11 protein-coding genes are annotated in these 15,505 nt (G+C 48.1%); 2 read left to right on the forward strand and 9 right to left on the reverse strand.

Annotation, left to right across the window (positions count from 1 at the left end; genetic code table 11):
- The 7 genes from QU605_RS01500 to QU605_RS01530 form a co-directional block, all read right to left on the reverse strand.
- Positions 1 to 1,179, reverse strand: a complete 1,179-nt coding sequence (locus QU605_RS01500; RefSeq protein WP_289723489.1) for an ABC transporter permease family protein — start codon at positions 1,177 to 1,179, stop codon at positions 1 to 3.
- The gene (locus tag QU605_RS01505; protein WP_289723490.1) at positions 1,176 to 1,913 is read right to left on the reverse strand and encodes an ABC transporter ATP-binding protein; all 738 of its coding nucleotides are present in this window, start codon (positions 1,911 to 1,913) and stop codon (positions 1,176 to 1,178) included. The genes QU605_RS01500 and QU605_RS01505 overlap by 4 nt, the downstream gene beginning before the upstream one ends.
- On the reverse strand, positions 1,847 to 3,991 hold the full coding sequence (locus tag QU605_RS01510; RefSeq protein WP_289723491.1) for a hypothetical protein: 2,145 nt from the start codon (positions 3,989 to 3,991) through the stop codon (positions 1,847 to 1,849). The genes QU605_RS01505 and QU605_RS01510 overlap by 67 nt, the downstream gene beginning before the upstream one ends.
- Positions 3,984 to 4,835, reverse strand: coding sequence for a peptidyl-prolyl cis-trans isomerase (locus tag QU605_RS01515; protein WP_289723492.1), 852 nt, complete (start codon positions 4,833 to 4,835; stop codon positions 3,984 to 3,986). Before QU605_RS01515 ends, QU605_RS01510 begins: the two co-directional genes overlap by 8 nt.
- 95 nt (positions 4,836 to 4,930) lie before the next feature.
- A complete protein-coding gene (locus QU605_RS01520) occupies positions 4,931 to 6,097 on the reverse strand; it encodes an efflux RND transporter periplasmic adaptor subunit (RefSeq protein ID WP_289723493.1) in 1,167 nt (388 codons plus the stop codon).
- A 9-nt stretch (positions 6,098 to 6,106) separates the two neighbouring features.
- Positions 6,107 to 10,438 (reverse strand): CusA/CzcA family heavy metal efflux RND transporter, encoded by a 4,332-nt coding sequence (locus QU605_RS01525; RefSeq protein WP_289723494.1) that lies wholly within the window; start codon positions 10,436 to 10,438, stop codon positions 6,107 to 6,109.
- 73 nt (positions 10,439 to 10,511) lie between these two features.
- The gene (locus tag QU605_RS01530; RefSeq protein ID WP_289723495.1) at positions 10,512 to 10,913 is read right to left on the reverse strand and encodes a hypothetical protein; all 402 of its coding nucleotides are present in this window, start codon (positions 10,911 to 10,913) and stop codon (positions 10,512 to 10,514) included.
- A gap of 189 nt (positions 10,914 to 11,102) precedes the next feature.
- Here QU605_RS01530 and QU605_RS01535 point away from each other — a divergent pair, with 189 nt between their 5' ends.
- Positions 11,103 to 12,707 (forward strand): amidohydrolase, encoded by a 1,605-nt coding sequence (locus QU605_RS01535; protein WP_289723496.1) that lies wholly within the window; start codon positions 11,103 to 11,105, stop codon positions 12,705 to 12,707.
- 9 nt (positions 12,708 to 12,716) lie between these two features.
- Here the strand turns inward: QU605_RS01535 and QU605_RS01540 are convergent, their stop codons facing one another.
- Both QU605_RS01540 and QU605_RS01545 read right to left on the reverse strand, forming a co-directional pair.
- Positions 12,717 to 13,406, reverse strand: coding sequence for a DUF6090 family protein (locus QU605_RS01540; protein WP_289723497.1), 690 nt, complete (start codon positions 13,404 to 13,406; stop codon positions 12,717 to 12,719).
- 39 nt (positions 13,407 to 13,445) lie between these two features.
- Positions 13,446 to 13,628, reverse strand: a complete 183-nt coding sequence (locus QU605_RS01545) for a hypothetical protein (protein WP_289723498.1) — start codon at positions 13,626 to 13,628, stop codon at positions 13,446 to 13,448.
- A gap of 169 nt (positions 13,629 to 13,797) precedes the next feature.
- Here QU605_RS01545 and QU605_RS01550 point away from each other — a divergent pair, with 169 nt between their 5' ends.
- Positions 13,798 to 15,474, forward strand: coding sequence for an alkaline phosphatase family protein (locus QU605_RS01550; protein WP_289723499.1), 1,677 nt, complete (start codon positions 13,798 to 13,800; stop codon positions 15,472 to 15,474).
- The last annotated feature ends 31 nt before the right edge of the window (positions 15,475 to 15,505 follow it).

A 15,505-nucleotide genomic window follows, 5' to 3' on the forward strand; every position in this document is an offset into this window, starting at 1 on the left:
TCAATCCAGATAATTTTCCAATAAAGGTATTCCTAACTGATGCAAGATCAAAGTGTAAAAAAGTGCCAGGAGAAGACTTATTCCAATAACGAGGATTATTTCAGTCAATAAGATTCCTCGAATGACCCCGCGCGCTGCGCCTATATAGTTCATCGTGGTCAATTCCCGTCTCCTGAGCTGTATCGATAACAGAAATACCAGGGTGGTAATCAAAAGGGTGGCCATCCCAATAGAAAATGCCGCGATCACCAGCAGGTTTCGAATGGTCACCACCGTACCCACCAATTCATCGATTACTTGTTCAGGTACGACGAGTTGTACGTCTCTGTCGCCCTGCTGGTAGCGCCCCCTGAGCATTAACTCCGATTTTTTGTCCTCTGGAATTGCAATGACGGCACTGATCTGATACGCATCCGGGTTGCCATGAAAATGGAATGATCCGATGTTTTCTGGGGTGATTTCGGTGTAAGAGAGTACGGCCGGGCTCGCAACGACGCCCTTCGAAGATCGGGTAAGTAACAGACTATCGGCAGTTTGTACATCCAGATCCTGGTGCCCATGCGCCTTTCCTGAAATCACCCAGGTCGTTTTCACGTCGGTGAATACCGCATCGTCATCAGGTGTCTGGGTGGGGTCCAGAATGCCCACTACGCTCATTTTTAATGGAAAACTACCGGCAACATCAAAGGCTCCTGCCGGAGAGGAGATCACGTACCCGCCAACTTTCACATTCAGGACCCGGGCGGCTTTAGCACCCAGGACACATTCGCCAAGCAGGGCCATAGGCCTTCCTTCTGCAAATCGCAATTCCCTGAATGCAAAATACTCCTGGGTTGTCCCCACTATGGGTTGATCCTTTACTTTGTATTCCAATTGGAGCGGGATGGTGCGCGCCAACCCATCCTGTTGCAGGGCTTTCATCTGGCTGAATGCAATGCCTTCGAGTTTGGACGCTTTAAAATAGAGGCTGCTAAGGCAGAGTTCCGTGGCACTTCCACGGGTTCCCAGGACAAGAGGGGTGGCAACCGCCCGTTCCCTTAGTTTTTCAGACCCTTGTTCTGCCAGAAGGTCCAGTGCCAGAGGGATAAATATGACCAGACTAATCGCCAAAAGAAGAAAAAGGGATTTAACCCAATAGTATTTTATGTAGCTCCAGGCAAGAAAGAAAATCTGTTTCATGGAACCGGAGTGGTTTTTGGTAGAATTTCCCGTATATCCAGGATCTGGTCAAAACGATCCAGGATTTCGTGGTCGTGGGTTACCACGATCATAGAGGATTTTTCCTTATCGCAGTAATCAAATAGAATTTTGAGGATTCGATCCCTGTTGTCCGGATCCAGATTCGCCGTAGGCTCGTCACAAAGCAACAGGGAGGGTTTCGTAATCAGGGCCCTGCATACGGCAACGCGCTGTCGCTCTCCCTGGGAGAGTGCCTTGGGGTATCTTTTGACCTTATCCTTTAACCCTACTTTCTCCAAGAGCTCCAGGGCACTGTTTCGATGAGACTCCTCCAGTTCTAAGACCGGATTCAAGCGAAACGGCAGCAAAATGTTTTGAAAGCAATTCAGGTATTGCAACAATTCGAATTGTTGAAAAATCAGGCCAAGCCTGAGGATTCTAAAGTCTTTTAAATCGCGATCGCTGTAATTGGCCAGTTCCAGCCCATCTACTTCAAGGATGCCGCTCCCGGATTTAAGGATTCCTGCAAACAGGTGAATTAGGGTGGTTTTACCACATCCGCTCGGGCCGGTAAGCGCAACCTTCTTCCCGCGTGAAATTTCCAGTTGGGGGACCGACAGGCTGAACCCCCCCGGTTCGTAAGAGAACTCGAGGTCCTGGCAGCGAATTACAGCCTGCTCGAGGCGATGACCTGCCGGTCCTCCGAGATCAGTGTTATTTCCGAAATTTTCCATGCCTTGTCAATGGATTTTAATGCAATTGTGCCAGTGTATTTGTTCTTCCTGTAATGGATGTGCTTCAGGTGTTTTACCTGAGCGGTGACGGTCCAGGTAGCGGGATACCTCAAGCCATTATCCGGGTTGCCCTCAGAAAGGGGAGCTCCCAAATCCCCGAGGGTTACCTCCTTAACGGTAACTTTTGATCCCTCCCGAAGCCCCATATTTAAACGGCGCCGGCTGTCCAGGTAAATATGATCGAGCAAGCCTGCTTCAAGATTTTCGTTTAACCTTTCAAACAGAATTTCTTCATCCGCTATGTTAAAGGCAGTATAGGTATTGAGGAGCTTGTTCTCAAGGATATCATGCACGACCTCTGGCTTTATTTGGTCTGCGGTATACCATGGGTTTACTATTTTGATTTGGAGGGGCAATAAATAGATTGAAAGGAAAAGCAGAATTACCGAAAAAATGGGAGCCTTGTGCTTAACCTGCATTTGATCCAGGATTTTTCGACGTCTTGGCCAGAATAAGAACGCCAGAATCAATGCGAAAACAGAAGCAATGGGAATGGGAAGGAATCCCGATGAAAGCAGTGGGGAAATCGAATATTCGTACGTCTGCTGCAGGAATACAAAGCTGAGCAGGAGGCAAGTAACCAAAACGGCTATGGCTGAGGTTTTAAGAACTTGACGTTTTACAGCAGGATTTTGTATCCGCTCCAAAAACAAACTCAGTACAAGCGTAAAAACGGCGAGCAAGAGCATAAAAAAGACTGAACGCGCAATGGGATAGGACAAGGAATCCGAGGCGAAGAACTGCAAATAATTACCCCCGGCGATTCCAATTGCCAGAAGTACTCCTCTTGCCAAAACGGGGGAAATTGATTTTCTGAATACGATGAGAATGAGGAGGAAGCTTTGCAGGCCCAAGAGGAAAGCCCAGGAATACGGGAGTAAATAACCGTAGATTCCCGCCGCATAACCCAATATGAGACCCGGCAGAACAAGCACTGCAGGAACGATGCTTTGGGAGTGATAGCTCCAAATCGCCAAAACCAAAACAAGGGAAAGCAGGCTAAAGGGTATGGAAGGCAACATGGAGGGAACATTCCAGAAAAGACTGAGTTCCCAAGCCAGGATTCCGAAGGCAACTGCTGTCAATAGTTTGGCGGCAGGAATTCTGAAATCCGCTACCTGTAAATCCAGGACGCGAAAGAGTTGGCTGGCAATACGCACCAGTAACCAGGCGCCTCCCAGAAACCCGAGAAAAGCAAAACACAAAAGGATTATCTCTTCCCCTTGTGTATAACCCGAAAGGAGTTTTTCATTGCCGAACCCGGCGCCGGCAACCACAGCTCCAAGACTTAAAAGGACAGGATGGAGAATTTTTCCGGACGGGGGCTGATTTTTGGTAACAGATTCAGAGGCCAGTGCAGCCGTTACCAGAAGTGAAATGACTGTCCCAGCCCATGCAGGTGCCAGCAGCCATTCATTCCAACTCAGGAAATATCCCAGGCTCAGCCCCGTGCTCAAGGCAAGCAAGGGTACTGCTGAGCGACCGCCTTCACGCGATAAAAAATAGGCGAGGACCATTAGAAATAATCCCCATGTGATAAGCGTATACCTTGTTGCGCTGAGGGTTCCGATCCTCAGAAAACTCTTTAACCCGGGAGCTTCGGGTATCGTGTAGAAGGCCCGTGCAGGGCTGAGGGTGCTCTTGTAGATCCTTCCGTCCAGGGTGGTTACTTCAAGGATAATGTCTATCTGGCTGCCCAGCAATCCTTCTATTCCAATTTGCTGCCCGGCGAGGGAATTTCCCCCACATTGTATTTTCCAGCGCGTCTTTTTTTGATAGGCGTCTACTGAGATTTCAGGTTCTGTGACAGGTGCGCAGAATCCCGGAAAAATCGCTTGTGCCTTTACGATTTTACCCTGGATCACAGGCAATACATAGAGCACTTCAAAGACTCCCGGCTCTGTCTCCACAAGTTGTAACCGTGCCGGATACACGATATCCGCTGATGCGGTAAAGCCAGTGAGCATAAGAAGCAGGAAGACTCCTTTTTTGAGTCTTTGGATACAGCTGTTATTCATTCACCAGTTCTTTCGCCATACCCTTGTACGTAATGTCGTACTGTTGCATGAGTTCGGTGTAGAATTGTTCTTTAGCAGCCTCCTTATCCTCGTATTCCAATTGCTGCAGGATATCATCACGAACTTCGCTTAAGGCGAGCCTTCTTGAGGGGATAAGGGTGTCGAGATAAACCAGATGCCATCCAAAGGTCGAGGGGACAGGGCCGTGCCAGCGCCCGGATTCCAGTTCCAGAAGGCGGGAGGCAAACCCTTCTCCAAATTCACGGTCTATCAGGTCGGACCTCAATTCAAGAACCTGTGGAGCAAGCATGGTTGCTTTCCCGGCGGCCCTCGCCGTTTCAAAATCAACCATATTACTATTCCAGTTGGCACACAGATTTTCCAGCATCTCCCGTTCTGCTTCTTCTGAAAAATAAACCTGCTTAAAACTGATTTCCGCAGGACTGACATACTGGTCTGACCGCAAATTATAATATGCCTCAATGTCGGCGTCCCCAATATTCCGCTTTTCTCCCTGACCTTCTGCCATCAGGTCCATCTGGGAAATCAAGGCCCGCTTTACCACTGCACTGTTCCGGTCGAGCCCTTCATTCAGTGCTTCCTGATATAGGACTTCGTCCTTAACATGATTTTGCAAAATACCCTGCAGTTCTTCCCGGGTGGGAAGGCGGTTCCATGTGCGTTGCCATCCGGCAATTAACTGAGCGACGTCCGATTCGTCCACCACGATAACCCGATCCGATTCTGAAGGCTCCCGGGGGCCGTAAATAATGAACAATGCGAGAAAAATGAGCAGACCAAGCAAGGCGATCTGCACGACTGGATTCCTAGTCCGGTCCGCCATATGATATTGCTTTTTTGCTAAAGTAGCGAATATTTAAAACAGTACGGATCGCTGGTGAACCTGACTGAAACCGGCTGTATGCCCTTTCAAAATAGTTATTCCATATCCGGGATAAGGAAGGTGCCTTTAATCAGGACCAGGTCTGTATCCTTAAGGTTGCCAGGATCTGTTATGGCTGTAAATCCCCCTGTTGTCGGCCCTGTTTTCACAGCCTCCTTCCGAAAGCTGTAGATCGTTTCGGATGATGCTTCCTGAACCAGAACAAAGGAGCCGGAAGTACCGGATCCAATGGCTTCAGCGGGCAGGGCCATATACTTAAGGGTCTCGTTTTCAGTAACCGTACCGGGTGTAACCCAGATATCAGCCTGTACAAACATGCCTACCATCAGAGAGGTATCGCTTTCATCTTTGAGATGTCCATGAACTTTTACTGTACGGTTTTTATCAATACTGCTACCAACCAGGTAAACGGTGCCTTCGTATTCCGTATTGGAAACTTCGGGAATTCGAAAACGAATGGGTTGCCCCTTTTGGACCTTCCCAATATCCTGTTCAAATACACTGAGTTCCAGATGCAGATGTTCCGGATTTACGATTTCGAGCATTTCTGAGGCCCTGGAAGCGTAGCTGCCTGTACTGATATTCACCTGAGTTACTTTTCCACTGATGGGAGCAGTAACCCCAACTTCAGAACGCAGTTCAGCAGGTGTGATTCTTTCCGGGTTGAGTCCGAGCAGGGCGAGTTGTTTTTCCAGTCCGCTTTTCCGGGCAAGGGTACTGCGATAGGTACTCTGGGCCTGAAGGAATAATTTTTCTGAACTGATCTGTTCCTCGAACAGGGTTTGCTGTCTCTCAAATTCAGATTTAAGATAGGGCAATTGTTCCCGGACCATCAGGTAGTCCTGTTGCAAGGTTAGAAATTCCGGATTCTCCAATACCGCAACCACGTCGCCTTTCCGAACCTGATCACCGATCAACAGGCTCGTTTTTTTTACAAAACCGCCATAAACGGCGCTAATCACTGCCCGATTTTCCGGAGGGACGTCAATGGTGCCGCTAACCTGTATAACTTCGGGGAATCTCATTTCGGAAACCCTGCCTACAGCCATATTATTGGCCTCAAACTGCTCTTTGCTCAGGGTTACAATTCCAGGAGATGCTTTCGTGCCTGCTTCAACCTCAGCCTTCCCATTCTGTTCTTTACAGGAGAACACAAACACCAGGACCAGCCCTATAATGAAAGAAGAATATTTCGGTTTCATTGAGATAGATTAAAAGGTTAAATAATTGATTTGCAAAACAATCTCGTTATACAGTTCCAGTTGTTTTAAATACTCCAGGCTTATTTCATAGCCATTTTCCAGACTCAGTATATATTGAAAGAAGTCGATTTCACCATTTCGATAGCTGCTTTCGGCTGTGCGTATAATCGCCTCGGAGAGGTCGAGTCCTTCTTCTTCATAATATCGCAACGCCTTTTCCTGTTGTTCGAGCTCATCACGCAGTCTTTCGAGTTTTGTTTGAACCCGTAGTTCGTATTCCCGCTGCTCCTCATTAAAGGCATCTGCAGTAAGCCTTGCGGTTCGGATGCGGGAGGACTGGCCGTTGAACAGGAGTGGGATTTTAAGGCCGATGGAATACCCCCTGAACCAATCCTCCGTCCTTCCATTATCTCCCTGTAAGTATTGGAGGTAAAACGCCGGTAACAGTTGCTGTTGCTCAAGGCGAAATTGTTTCTCAAGGGCGAGCTGCTGATTTTCGTATCGGGTGATCTCAGGCAGGGAATCCACGACAGGTACCTCGAGCATCATCCTTAAAGGCGGGGGAGTCGCCAGGGATAATTGGCCTTCCGCCTGTACTAAATTCTGAATTTGATTTTCCAGGACACCGGCCTGGGTGAGGACTTCTTCCAGTTGAATGCGTATCTCACGTGATTTTGATGTTGCAGTGATCTTTTCCAGGTAATTCGTTGCCCCGAGCTCAAAGCGCCGGGAGGCCGCACGTTCAAATTCGTTGTACAAACTATCCAGCCGGCGGTAGATGTCAGAAGTTTTCACAGCGATCAAATAGCGATTGTAGGTACTGCTCACTTCAAGAAAAACCTCCTTTTTCCGGATTTCCATCCCATTTTTTTCGCCCGCTGCCAGGTAGTTCTGGACTTGCCGTCGCGCACCGTACACCGTGGGGAAATCAAACTCCTGTTTGACCCCAAAGACATTCAGTGCGAGGTTTTCAATCCTGTTGGCTTCATCCCGGTTGTAAAAGAATTCCGTTTTGCCGAAATCCAGGGCGGTACCCCTTCGGGCATCTGCGGCTTCCATTTGTTTCTCCGCTGCGCGAATCCCGGGATTGTTACTTCCTGCAAGTTCAAGGAGTTCTTTCAGGCCAAGCTGTTTTTCCTGTGCCTGAATGGGAAGGCCCAGCATTAACAGAAGTACAGCAATTCCAAGCGTTTTGGCAGACGGTCCGTTGGGCAAAGCGGTGTTTTTTACCTTGCTGAACAGGGCGTATAGTACGGGAAGGACGACCAGTGTAAGCAGGGTAGAAGTAATCAGGCCGCCAATAACAACAGTCGCCAGAGGCCTCTGAACTTCGGCCCCTGAACTGGTTGAAACCGCCATAGGTAGAAATCCAAGAGCTGCCGCGGAGGCCGTTAGGAGCACGGCCCGCATTCGATCTTGTGCTCCCTGGGTAATAAGGGCTTCCAGGTTTTCAAAAGAAGCTGTTTTTAGTTCTTTAAAGTGTTCGATAAGCACAATTCCATTGAGGACTGCAATTCCGAACAGGGCGATAAACCCAACGCCTGCCGAAATGCTAAAGGGCATGTCGCGCAACCACAACAAGAGTACGCCTCCTACGGCTGAAAGGGGAATGGCTGAAAAGATTATCAGGGTGTCCCGTAAGGATTTGAATGCGAAATACAACAGGACAAATATTAGGATTAGTGAGATGGGAACCGCTATGGCCAGACGCGATTTGGCTGTTTGAAGGTTTTCGAACTGCCCACCATAGGTAATTGTATACCCTGGCGGTAACTGAATCTGGGCTTCCACCAGGCTTCGCAATTCATCCACAACCGATTGAAGGTCCCGATCCCGAACATTGATCCCCACTACAATACGCCTACGGGTGTCATCCCTTGAAATTTTTGCTGCGCCCTGCTGATAACTGACCTCCGCCACCTCACTAAGCGGAAGTTTTCCACCTCCGGGCAGGTCTATAAACAGGTTCTGAAGATCTGTAAGATCCCTTCGATTCTCGGGATTCAGGCGGACCACCATATCGAACCTTTTTTCACCTTCGAAGACATTCCCAACTATCTGCCCGCCAAAGGCCATCGAAATCAGTTCGTTTACTTCGGAGATGTGCAAACCATAGCGGGAGATCTTGGACCGGTTATAAACGACTCGCATTTGTGGGAGCCCTTCTACTTTTTCGACAGTAATATCGGCGGCACCGGGTACCTGCTCGGCCAATTTTCTGATTTCCTCCCCTTTTCGGGCCAGTACGCTCAGGTCTTCCCCGAATATTTTTACGGCTATATCAGCCCTTACCCCGGTAATCAGCTCATTGAATCGCATTTCGATGGGCTGTGTAAATTCCACTTCCATCCCGGGAATTACCTCCAGGGCTTCTTTGAATTTACCCGCCAGTTCATCTTTTGAGTCTGCTGAGACCCATTCTTTTTTTGGTTTCAGGGTGATGATGACATCGCTTTCCTCCATACTCATGGGATCGGTCGGGACTTCAGCAGCCCCAATACGGGTGACCACCTGATCCACTTCCGGGAATTCTGCAATCAGTATATTTTCGATTTGCGTAGTGGTTTCAATGGTCTTGCTCAGGCTCGTCCCCGTTTTCAGGACGGGTTGGATAACAAAATCCCCCTCATCGAGGGTTGGAATGAATTCTCCTCCCATCCGCGCGAAAATAAAACCAGCCGATACCAGCAGTACAGCTGCCATGCCGAGGACAGGGCCTTTATGTGCCAGAGCCCACCGGATTACGGGAACATAAAATTCGTTGAGCTTACCAATAAGCCGAAGGGAGATATTCTTCTCCGGGTTTTTTACAGGTTTAATGAACCAGGAGGACATGACAGGGACATAGGTAAAACAAAGAATCATGGCTCCAACCAGTGCAAAACTAAAGGTCATCGCCATCGGCCGGAACATTTTTCCTTCCACCCCGCTCAGAGAAAGGATCGGGATAAACACAATCAGAATAATAAGTTGTCCGAAGACGGCAGAATTCATCAATTTCGATGCGCCTTCCAGGGTGATCTTGTCCTTCAGGTCCCGTCGTTCTTTATCCTTGAGCGATAAGAGCTCTGACTTTTTTGTATTGATCTGAAACGCGATAAATTCCACGATAATAACAGCCCCGTCGATAATGATTCCAAAGTCGATCGCCCCGAGACTCATCAGGTTAGCATCCACCCCGGTCAGGTACATCATACTAAGGGCAAAAAGCAGGCTTAGTGGGATTACCGAGGCCACAACCATCCCTGAACGGAAATTACCCAGCAGCAGGACCACCACAAAAATCACGATCAGACATCCCAGGACCAGGTTCTCGGTAATGGTAAAGGTAGTTCGGCTGATGAGTTCACTGCGTTCCAGGAAAGCATTGATGTATACCCCTTCGGGCAATGACTTCGAAATCACTGCTACCCGCTCTTTAACGGCATTGATAACTTCTTTGGAATCGGCGCCTTTGAGCATCATTACCTGCCCCAGCACTTTCTCGCCTTCCCCATTTCCTGTGATTGCCCCAAAACGCGTCGCACTACCATAGCCCACCACACCAACATCCCGCACAAAAACCGGAGTGCCATCCACGGTTTTTACTACGGTGTTCTCAATATCCTCAAGGGTGCCGATAAGGCCTTCCCCACGGATAAAATACGCCTGATTTACTTTTTCTATATACCCTCCCCCAGCCACGCTATTCCCTTTTTCAAGGGCTTCAATTAGTTCCCCGGCCGTAATATCCATAGCCCTTAGCTGGGATGATCTGATGGCTATTTCATACTGTTTCAGATGGCCGCCCCATGTGTTTACCTCCACGACCCCGGGGATGCCAGCGAGTTGGCGTTTAACAATCCAATCCTGGATCGTCCGTAAATCCATGGCGTCGTACCGGTCTTTAAACCCGGGCTTTACGTCCAGAGTGTACTGGTAGATTTCACCGAGACCTGTGCTGATAGGACCCATTTGAGGTGTTCCAAAACCTTCGGGAATTTTCTCCCTGGCTACCTGGATTTTTTCTGCGATCAGTTGTCTGGGCAGGTAGGTGCCCATATCGTCTTCGAAGACAATGGTTACTACGGACAACCCGAATTTGGAGACAGAACGGATTTCCTGAACTCCCGGAAGGTTCGCCATTTCGAGTTCCACCGGATAGGTGATAAAACGCTCCATATCCTGGGTGGAGAGGTTCCTGGAAGTTGTAATGACCTGAACCTGGTTGTTGGTGATATCCGGAACGGCGCCGATGGGGATATTCCACAGGGAAAACAGCCCTCCGGCCGCGATGACAAAGGTCAGCAACAGTACGGCAAATTTATTGCGAAGACTAAAATGTATGATAGATGAAAGCATAGCTGTTCAGATAAAGAAACATGCGTTGCACGGGCATTGTATGGTACCCGGGTAATGAAAAAACCGAATGCAATCAGGAAAGGCGGGGTGGCTGAAAAACCCCTGCAGAGAAGACTCCGGAGGTTTGAAGCAAGTAGTGGTACTTATGTGATTGGGATTCTTTACGCTCCAGTGGCGTGTCCCAGCTAAAATGCTGACTGATAAAAAAGTGCGTCTGGCTCAGGACCTGATGGGGGACCTGTTGAAAGGGCAGTTTTTCATGATCGTGCTGTTCTTCCTGGTGGTTTTTCTCGTGATCTGCTTTCTGACTGCCGTAGTGTTTGTCCAGAAAGGTCAGGAAGGAGTCGCCGAAAGTCTGTTGATGATAGGCTGCGTGTTCCAGAAGGTCATCCAGCTGTGCCAGATCTTTGACGGAAAGATGTGCACTCTGCAAAAGCAGCAGGGTTGATAGCAGCATGGAAATTATTTGCGACATCGATTTAAAGATACTATTTCTTCTGATATCTGGCAGGATCCGAAGCCTGTGATATTTTAAAGTAGCCTAAAAATAAGGATTCCCCTTTGAGGCATACATGATCTTTGTCACATCCAATAGGTTATACAGGGAGTAGAATTCTTTGGTACATCGGATTAATTTGTAAATTAAACCTCTAAACCAACTCCTATGATTCCAACCAAATTCCGAATTGTCGTTTCGCTTCTGTTGTTTATACTGGTCTTTTGCCCTGAGGCCTATGCTCAGAAAGGATTCTCAAAGTCAGCCATCCGCAAACAAAAGGAGGCAGTAGCCCAATCTGTTGACCAGCGCCACAAACAAACACAGGTAATGGTGGACAAGGTGTTTAGTTTTGCAGAACTCGGTTTTCACGAGGTGGAAACTTCCAAATACCTGACAGGTATTCTCGAAAAGGCAGGTTTTGAAATCACCTATGGTGTTTCGGGTATTCCGACGGCCTGGTTTGCCAAATGGTCTAACGGTGAAGGTCCGGTGATCGCCCTTGGCAGCGATGTGGACTGCATCCCAAAAGCTTCGCAGTATCCCGGGGTTGCCTATCACAAACCGATTATTGAAGGAGCTCCAGGACATGGAGAAGGACATAATTCAGGAGTGCCTCTCAACATTACCGCTGCCCTTTCTGTGCAGGAATTGATGGAGGAAAATAATATTGGAGGAACCCTTGTGGTTTGGCCGGGCATTGCCGAGGAGCTCCTGGGTTCTAAGGCATGGTTTGTAAGGGACGGACTTTTTGAAGGGGTAGACATGTGTATTTTCACCCATGTCAGTAGTAATTTGGCGGTTTCCTGGGGACAGGCCACGGGTACCGGACTGATTTCTGTGGAATACAGTTTTGAGGGTGAGGCGGCTCATTCGGCAGGAGCGCCCTGGCGCGGAAGGTCCGCTTTGGACGCTGCAGAATTGATGAATATCGGGTGGAACTACAAAAGAGAACACCTGCATCCGTTAAAGCGGTCACATTCCATATTTACCGATGCAGGCGATCAGCCAAATGTCGTCCCCTCAAAAGCTTCTATTTGGTTTTATCTCAGAGATGTGACCTATGAGGGAATTATGGAGATGTACGAGGACGCAAATAATATTGCGGAGGGCGCAGCCATGATGACAGATACCGAAATGACTTCTCGTGTGGTCGGGGCTGCATGGCCCAGGCATTTTAATAAAGTGATTGCAGAAACCATGTACAGCAATATACAGCAGGTTGGACTTCCGGAATGGTCGGAGGCGGATCAGGAATTGGCCAGGGCAGTACAGAAAGCGGTAAATTCCAAGGACACTACGGGCCTTTCCACGGAACTCTCCGAACTGAGAAAACCTGTAGAACGACCCGTAAGCGGGGGTTCGGATGATATTGGGGATGTTTCCTGGACCGTGCCTACCGTTACACTTCGGTTTCCATCCAATGTGCCCGGGCTTCAGGGACATCACTGGTCCAACGCCATAGCAATGGCGACGCCTATAGCGCATAAAGGTGCAACAGCTGGGGCTAAGGTCGTGGCGATGACCGTCATGGATTTTCTCACCCAACCTGAATTGCTCTCTCAGGCCAGGGACTATTTTGAGAATGTCCAGAAAAAGGAAACGGTATACCGTCCGATGATCAGTGCTGACGATCCACCGCCAATAGAACTCAATACGGCCATAATGAGCGAGTTCCGTCCAAAGCTAGAGCCCCTTTATTACGATGAAACCAAGTATGATTCCTATCTGGAACAGTTGGGGGTGACCTATCCTACACTCAAAGAGGAATAGGATTTTGATCTATATTGGTTTGAGTTCCCGCTTAATTCCGGACAGGATTGAATCTATTTCCGCAATGGCCTGACCGTATAATGCATCTTTGATCTTGGTCAGGTAGATACTCTCTATAAAAATATTCTGGAGCTCAACGCCGTAAAGCCGATCGATTTTCACGGGCTTCATGGTGTTGTAATTGACTACCGATCTGAGTTCGGGAGAAAGTTCATTGATAATAATGTCCCAATGGATAGATTCTGACTTATTTACCGTGTTATAGGTCAGGTCTAACATTTGTAAATCGCGGGTAATCTCCTTGTTTTTAAGGAGTTTTAATTGACCGCTTACCGCCAGGGTGTTGTAAATAGGAGCGTCCCGATAAAAATCGGAATATTGAGAGAGCAATACTGAATAGAGTGCCAGGGAGTCGGCTTTCGAAATATCCCGCAACTCAATTATCTCATTGGCACGCTCATACGCCTTCGAGAACATGAGGTTTTTAGTCTTCGCTTCGCCCAACTTATTGCGATCCTCCATTATTTGCTGGCTTATGGACTCGTAAACTGCGATGGCTTCGGAGCGTTGCAGGTTCTGGTCGTTCCATCGGTCAATCTGAAGGGCAATCAGGATACCAATCACAATGAGTATAATCTCGCCCAATGCATAGAGTAAATATCCATTGACTCTTCCGCTTGAGACGGAGGACCTTCTCAATTTTTTGAGTATTGACAGCATAGGCGAACGGGGACATTATTATGGCTTTTTTATTGCTGAAAGCACCCCAATGATCAGCAGGCCAACCCCGATTCCTATGAGCAGAGAGGCGACAAACCATAGAATGGATGTTTTTAAAAAAACAAGGCCAACACCCAGCCCTATAAGTGTGCAGCCACCAATGGCCCAGGAAGCCTTGTCTGTTGAATGTTCAGTGCTCATTTTTTGGGATTATCCTTCAAGGTAATAAAAGGGATTGGCAGGGTTTATGATATATATCATTTGGCATGAATGCCAAAAATGCCCATAAAATGCGGCCCGAAATAAAACAAATCGTATTTTAAGACCTGCTATAATAATTTTTGTAACCCGACTTAAATACCACAGATCAATGATTTTAAAATGGAATTGGACGGCAATGTTGCTCTGCTCTTTCCTTGGTTTTGCACAAGAAAAGACTTGCGAGCCACCGAAACTTGTGGTAGGAGTTATCGTTGATCAGATGCGTTTTGATTTCCTTGAGAAATACGAGGCGAATTTTGGGGACGGCGGGTTTAAACGACTTATGAGGGATGGCTACAGTTTTGAGAATACGCATTATAACTATGTGCCAACAGTAACTGCGGCCGGTCATGCCTCGATTTATACCGGGGCCACACCAAGTGTGCACGGTATTATAGAGAACACCTGGTATGAAAGAAATTCTAAGGGGCTGGTGAGTAATGTAGGCGACACTACCGTGCGGATTGTGGGATCCGTAGTGGAGAATTATTCCGGATACTCGCCCGCCCGACTGGAAACAAGTACAATTTCTGATCTTCTTCGGGAGCAATCGGATTCCAGGTCCAAGGTGATCAGTGTATCCTTAAAGGACAGGGGTGCTATACTTCCCGGGGGTAAGAAGGCCAACGCCGCCTATTGGCAGGACTGGGAAACCAGCCCTGGACATTTTGTAAGCAGTTCTTATTATATGGATGAATTGCCATCCTGGGTTATCAGTTTCAACAATAAAGACAAGGCCAATAAGTATCTCAACAGAACCTGGAAAACACTTCTTCCGTTAAAAGAGTATACTGCAAGCGCCCCGGACGACAACCCACATGAGCGTATTCTGAGAGGTAAGGAAACCCCCACCTTTCCTTATGATCTCAAGGGCATGCGTGCGCTTTATGAAGGAGATCCGCGTTATTATCAGGTGTTGTGGGTTACCCCCTATGGCAACACAATTACCACGGAATTTGCCGTTGAAGCCTTGAAATCGGAAGAATTGGGAAAGGATGAGGACGTCGATATGCTATGTGTGAGTTTCTCTACGCCGGATGTGGCGGGGCATACATTTGGCCCTCAGTCAGTGGAAGTCCAGGATATTTATCTCAGGCTGGATAGAGATATAGCGGAGTTGTTGGAAACCCTGGACAAAGAAGTAGGGGAAGATAATTATGTTGTTTTTCTGACCTCTGATCACGGGGTTCAACCTGTGGTGTCTTACCTGAGGGCGAATAATCAACCGGCTGACCTCGCAGTAATTCCCCAGTTCAATCAGGCGTTGTCCTTTTCGCTGAATCAGCAATACGGTGCTTTTAAATGGATTTCCTATTTCGGAAACAATCAGATTTATCTGGATCACGACTTAATTAAGGAAAAGGGGCAATCCCTTGAGGAGATAAGACAAAGCGTTGCCGATTTTATGAAGGAACAACCCGGGGTTCGCTTTGCCCTTACACCTGATGACCTCAATACATCGGGCGATACTACAGGACAGATTGAAATGGTTAAAAAGGGATATTATCCGGATCGCTCCGGAGACGTTATACTTGTTTATGATTATGGCGTAATGCCCACATCGGATTACCGAACCCCGGTTACCAAGGTGCGGGGAGCCGGACATGGCTCGGGCTATGACTACGATACGCACGTTCCCCTCCTTTGGTATGGGAAAGGAATTCCTAAGGGAACTTCCTCGCGTAAAGTGCATCCCGTAGATATCGCCCCTACCTTGCTTCGGATCATGAACCTCAGGGAGGCTGGTGGGATGACGGGTGCTTCTTTAAGTGAGGTACTGCGTTAATCTGAGCGGGATTACTCCAGAACACAATCAA

This window comes from Robiginitalea aurantiaca, from assembly GCF_030380815.1.
Taxonomy (GTDB): Bacteria; Bacteroidota; Bacteroidia; order Flavobacteriales; family Flavobacteriaceae; genus Robiginitalea; species Robiginitalea aurantiaca.

Coding starts and splice junctions, on each gene's coding strand:
- QU605_RS01500 (WP_289723489.1), bottom strand. CDS start 1,179: ATGAAACAGATTTTCTTTCTTGCCTGGAGCTACATAAAATACTATTGG.
- QU605_RS01505 (WP_289723490.1), bottom strand. CDS start 1,913: ATGGAAAATTTCGGAAATAACACTGATCTCGGAGGACCGGCAGGTCAT.
- QU605_RS01510 (WP_289723491.1), bottom strand. CDS start 3,991: ATGAATAACAGCTGTATCCAAAGACTCAAAAAAGGAGTCTTCCTGCTT.
- QU605_RS01515 (WP_289723492.1), bottom strand. CDS start 4,835: ATGGCGGACCGGACTAGGAATCCAGTCGTGCAGATCGCCTTGCTTGGT.
- QU605_RS01520 (WP_289723493.1), bottom strand. CDS start 6,097: ATGAAACCGAAATATTCTTCTTTCATTATAGGGCTGGTCCTGGTGTTT.
- QU605_RS01525 (WP_289723494.1), bottom strand. CDS start 10,438: ATGCTTTCATCTATCATACATTTTAGTCTTCGCAATAAATTTGCCGTA.
- QU605_RS01530 (WP_289723495.1), bottom strand. CDS start 10,913: ATGTCGCAAATAATTTCCATGCTGCTATCAACCCTGCTGCTTTTGCAG.
- QU605_RS01535 (WP_289723496.1), top strand. CDS start 11,103: ATGATTCCAACCAAATTCCGAATTGTCGTTTCGCTTCTGTTGTTTATA.
- QU605_RS01545 (WP_289723498.1), bottom strand. CDS start 13,628: ATGAGCACTGAACATTCAACAGACAAGGCTTCCTGGGCCATTGGTGGC.
- QU605_RS01550 (WP_289723499.1), top strand. CDS start 13,798: ATGATTTTAAAATGGAATTGGACGGCAATGTTGCTCTGCTCTTTCCTT.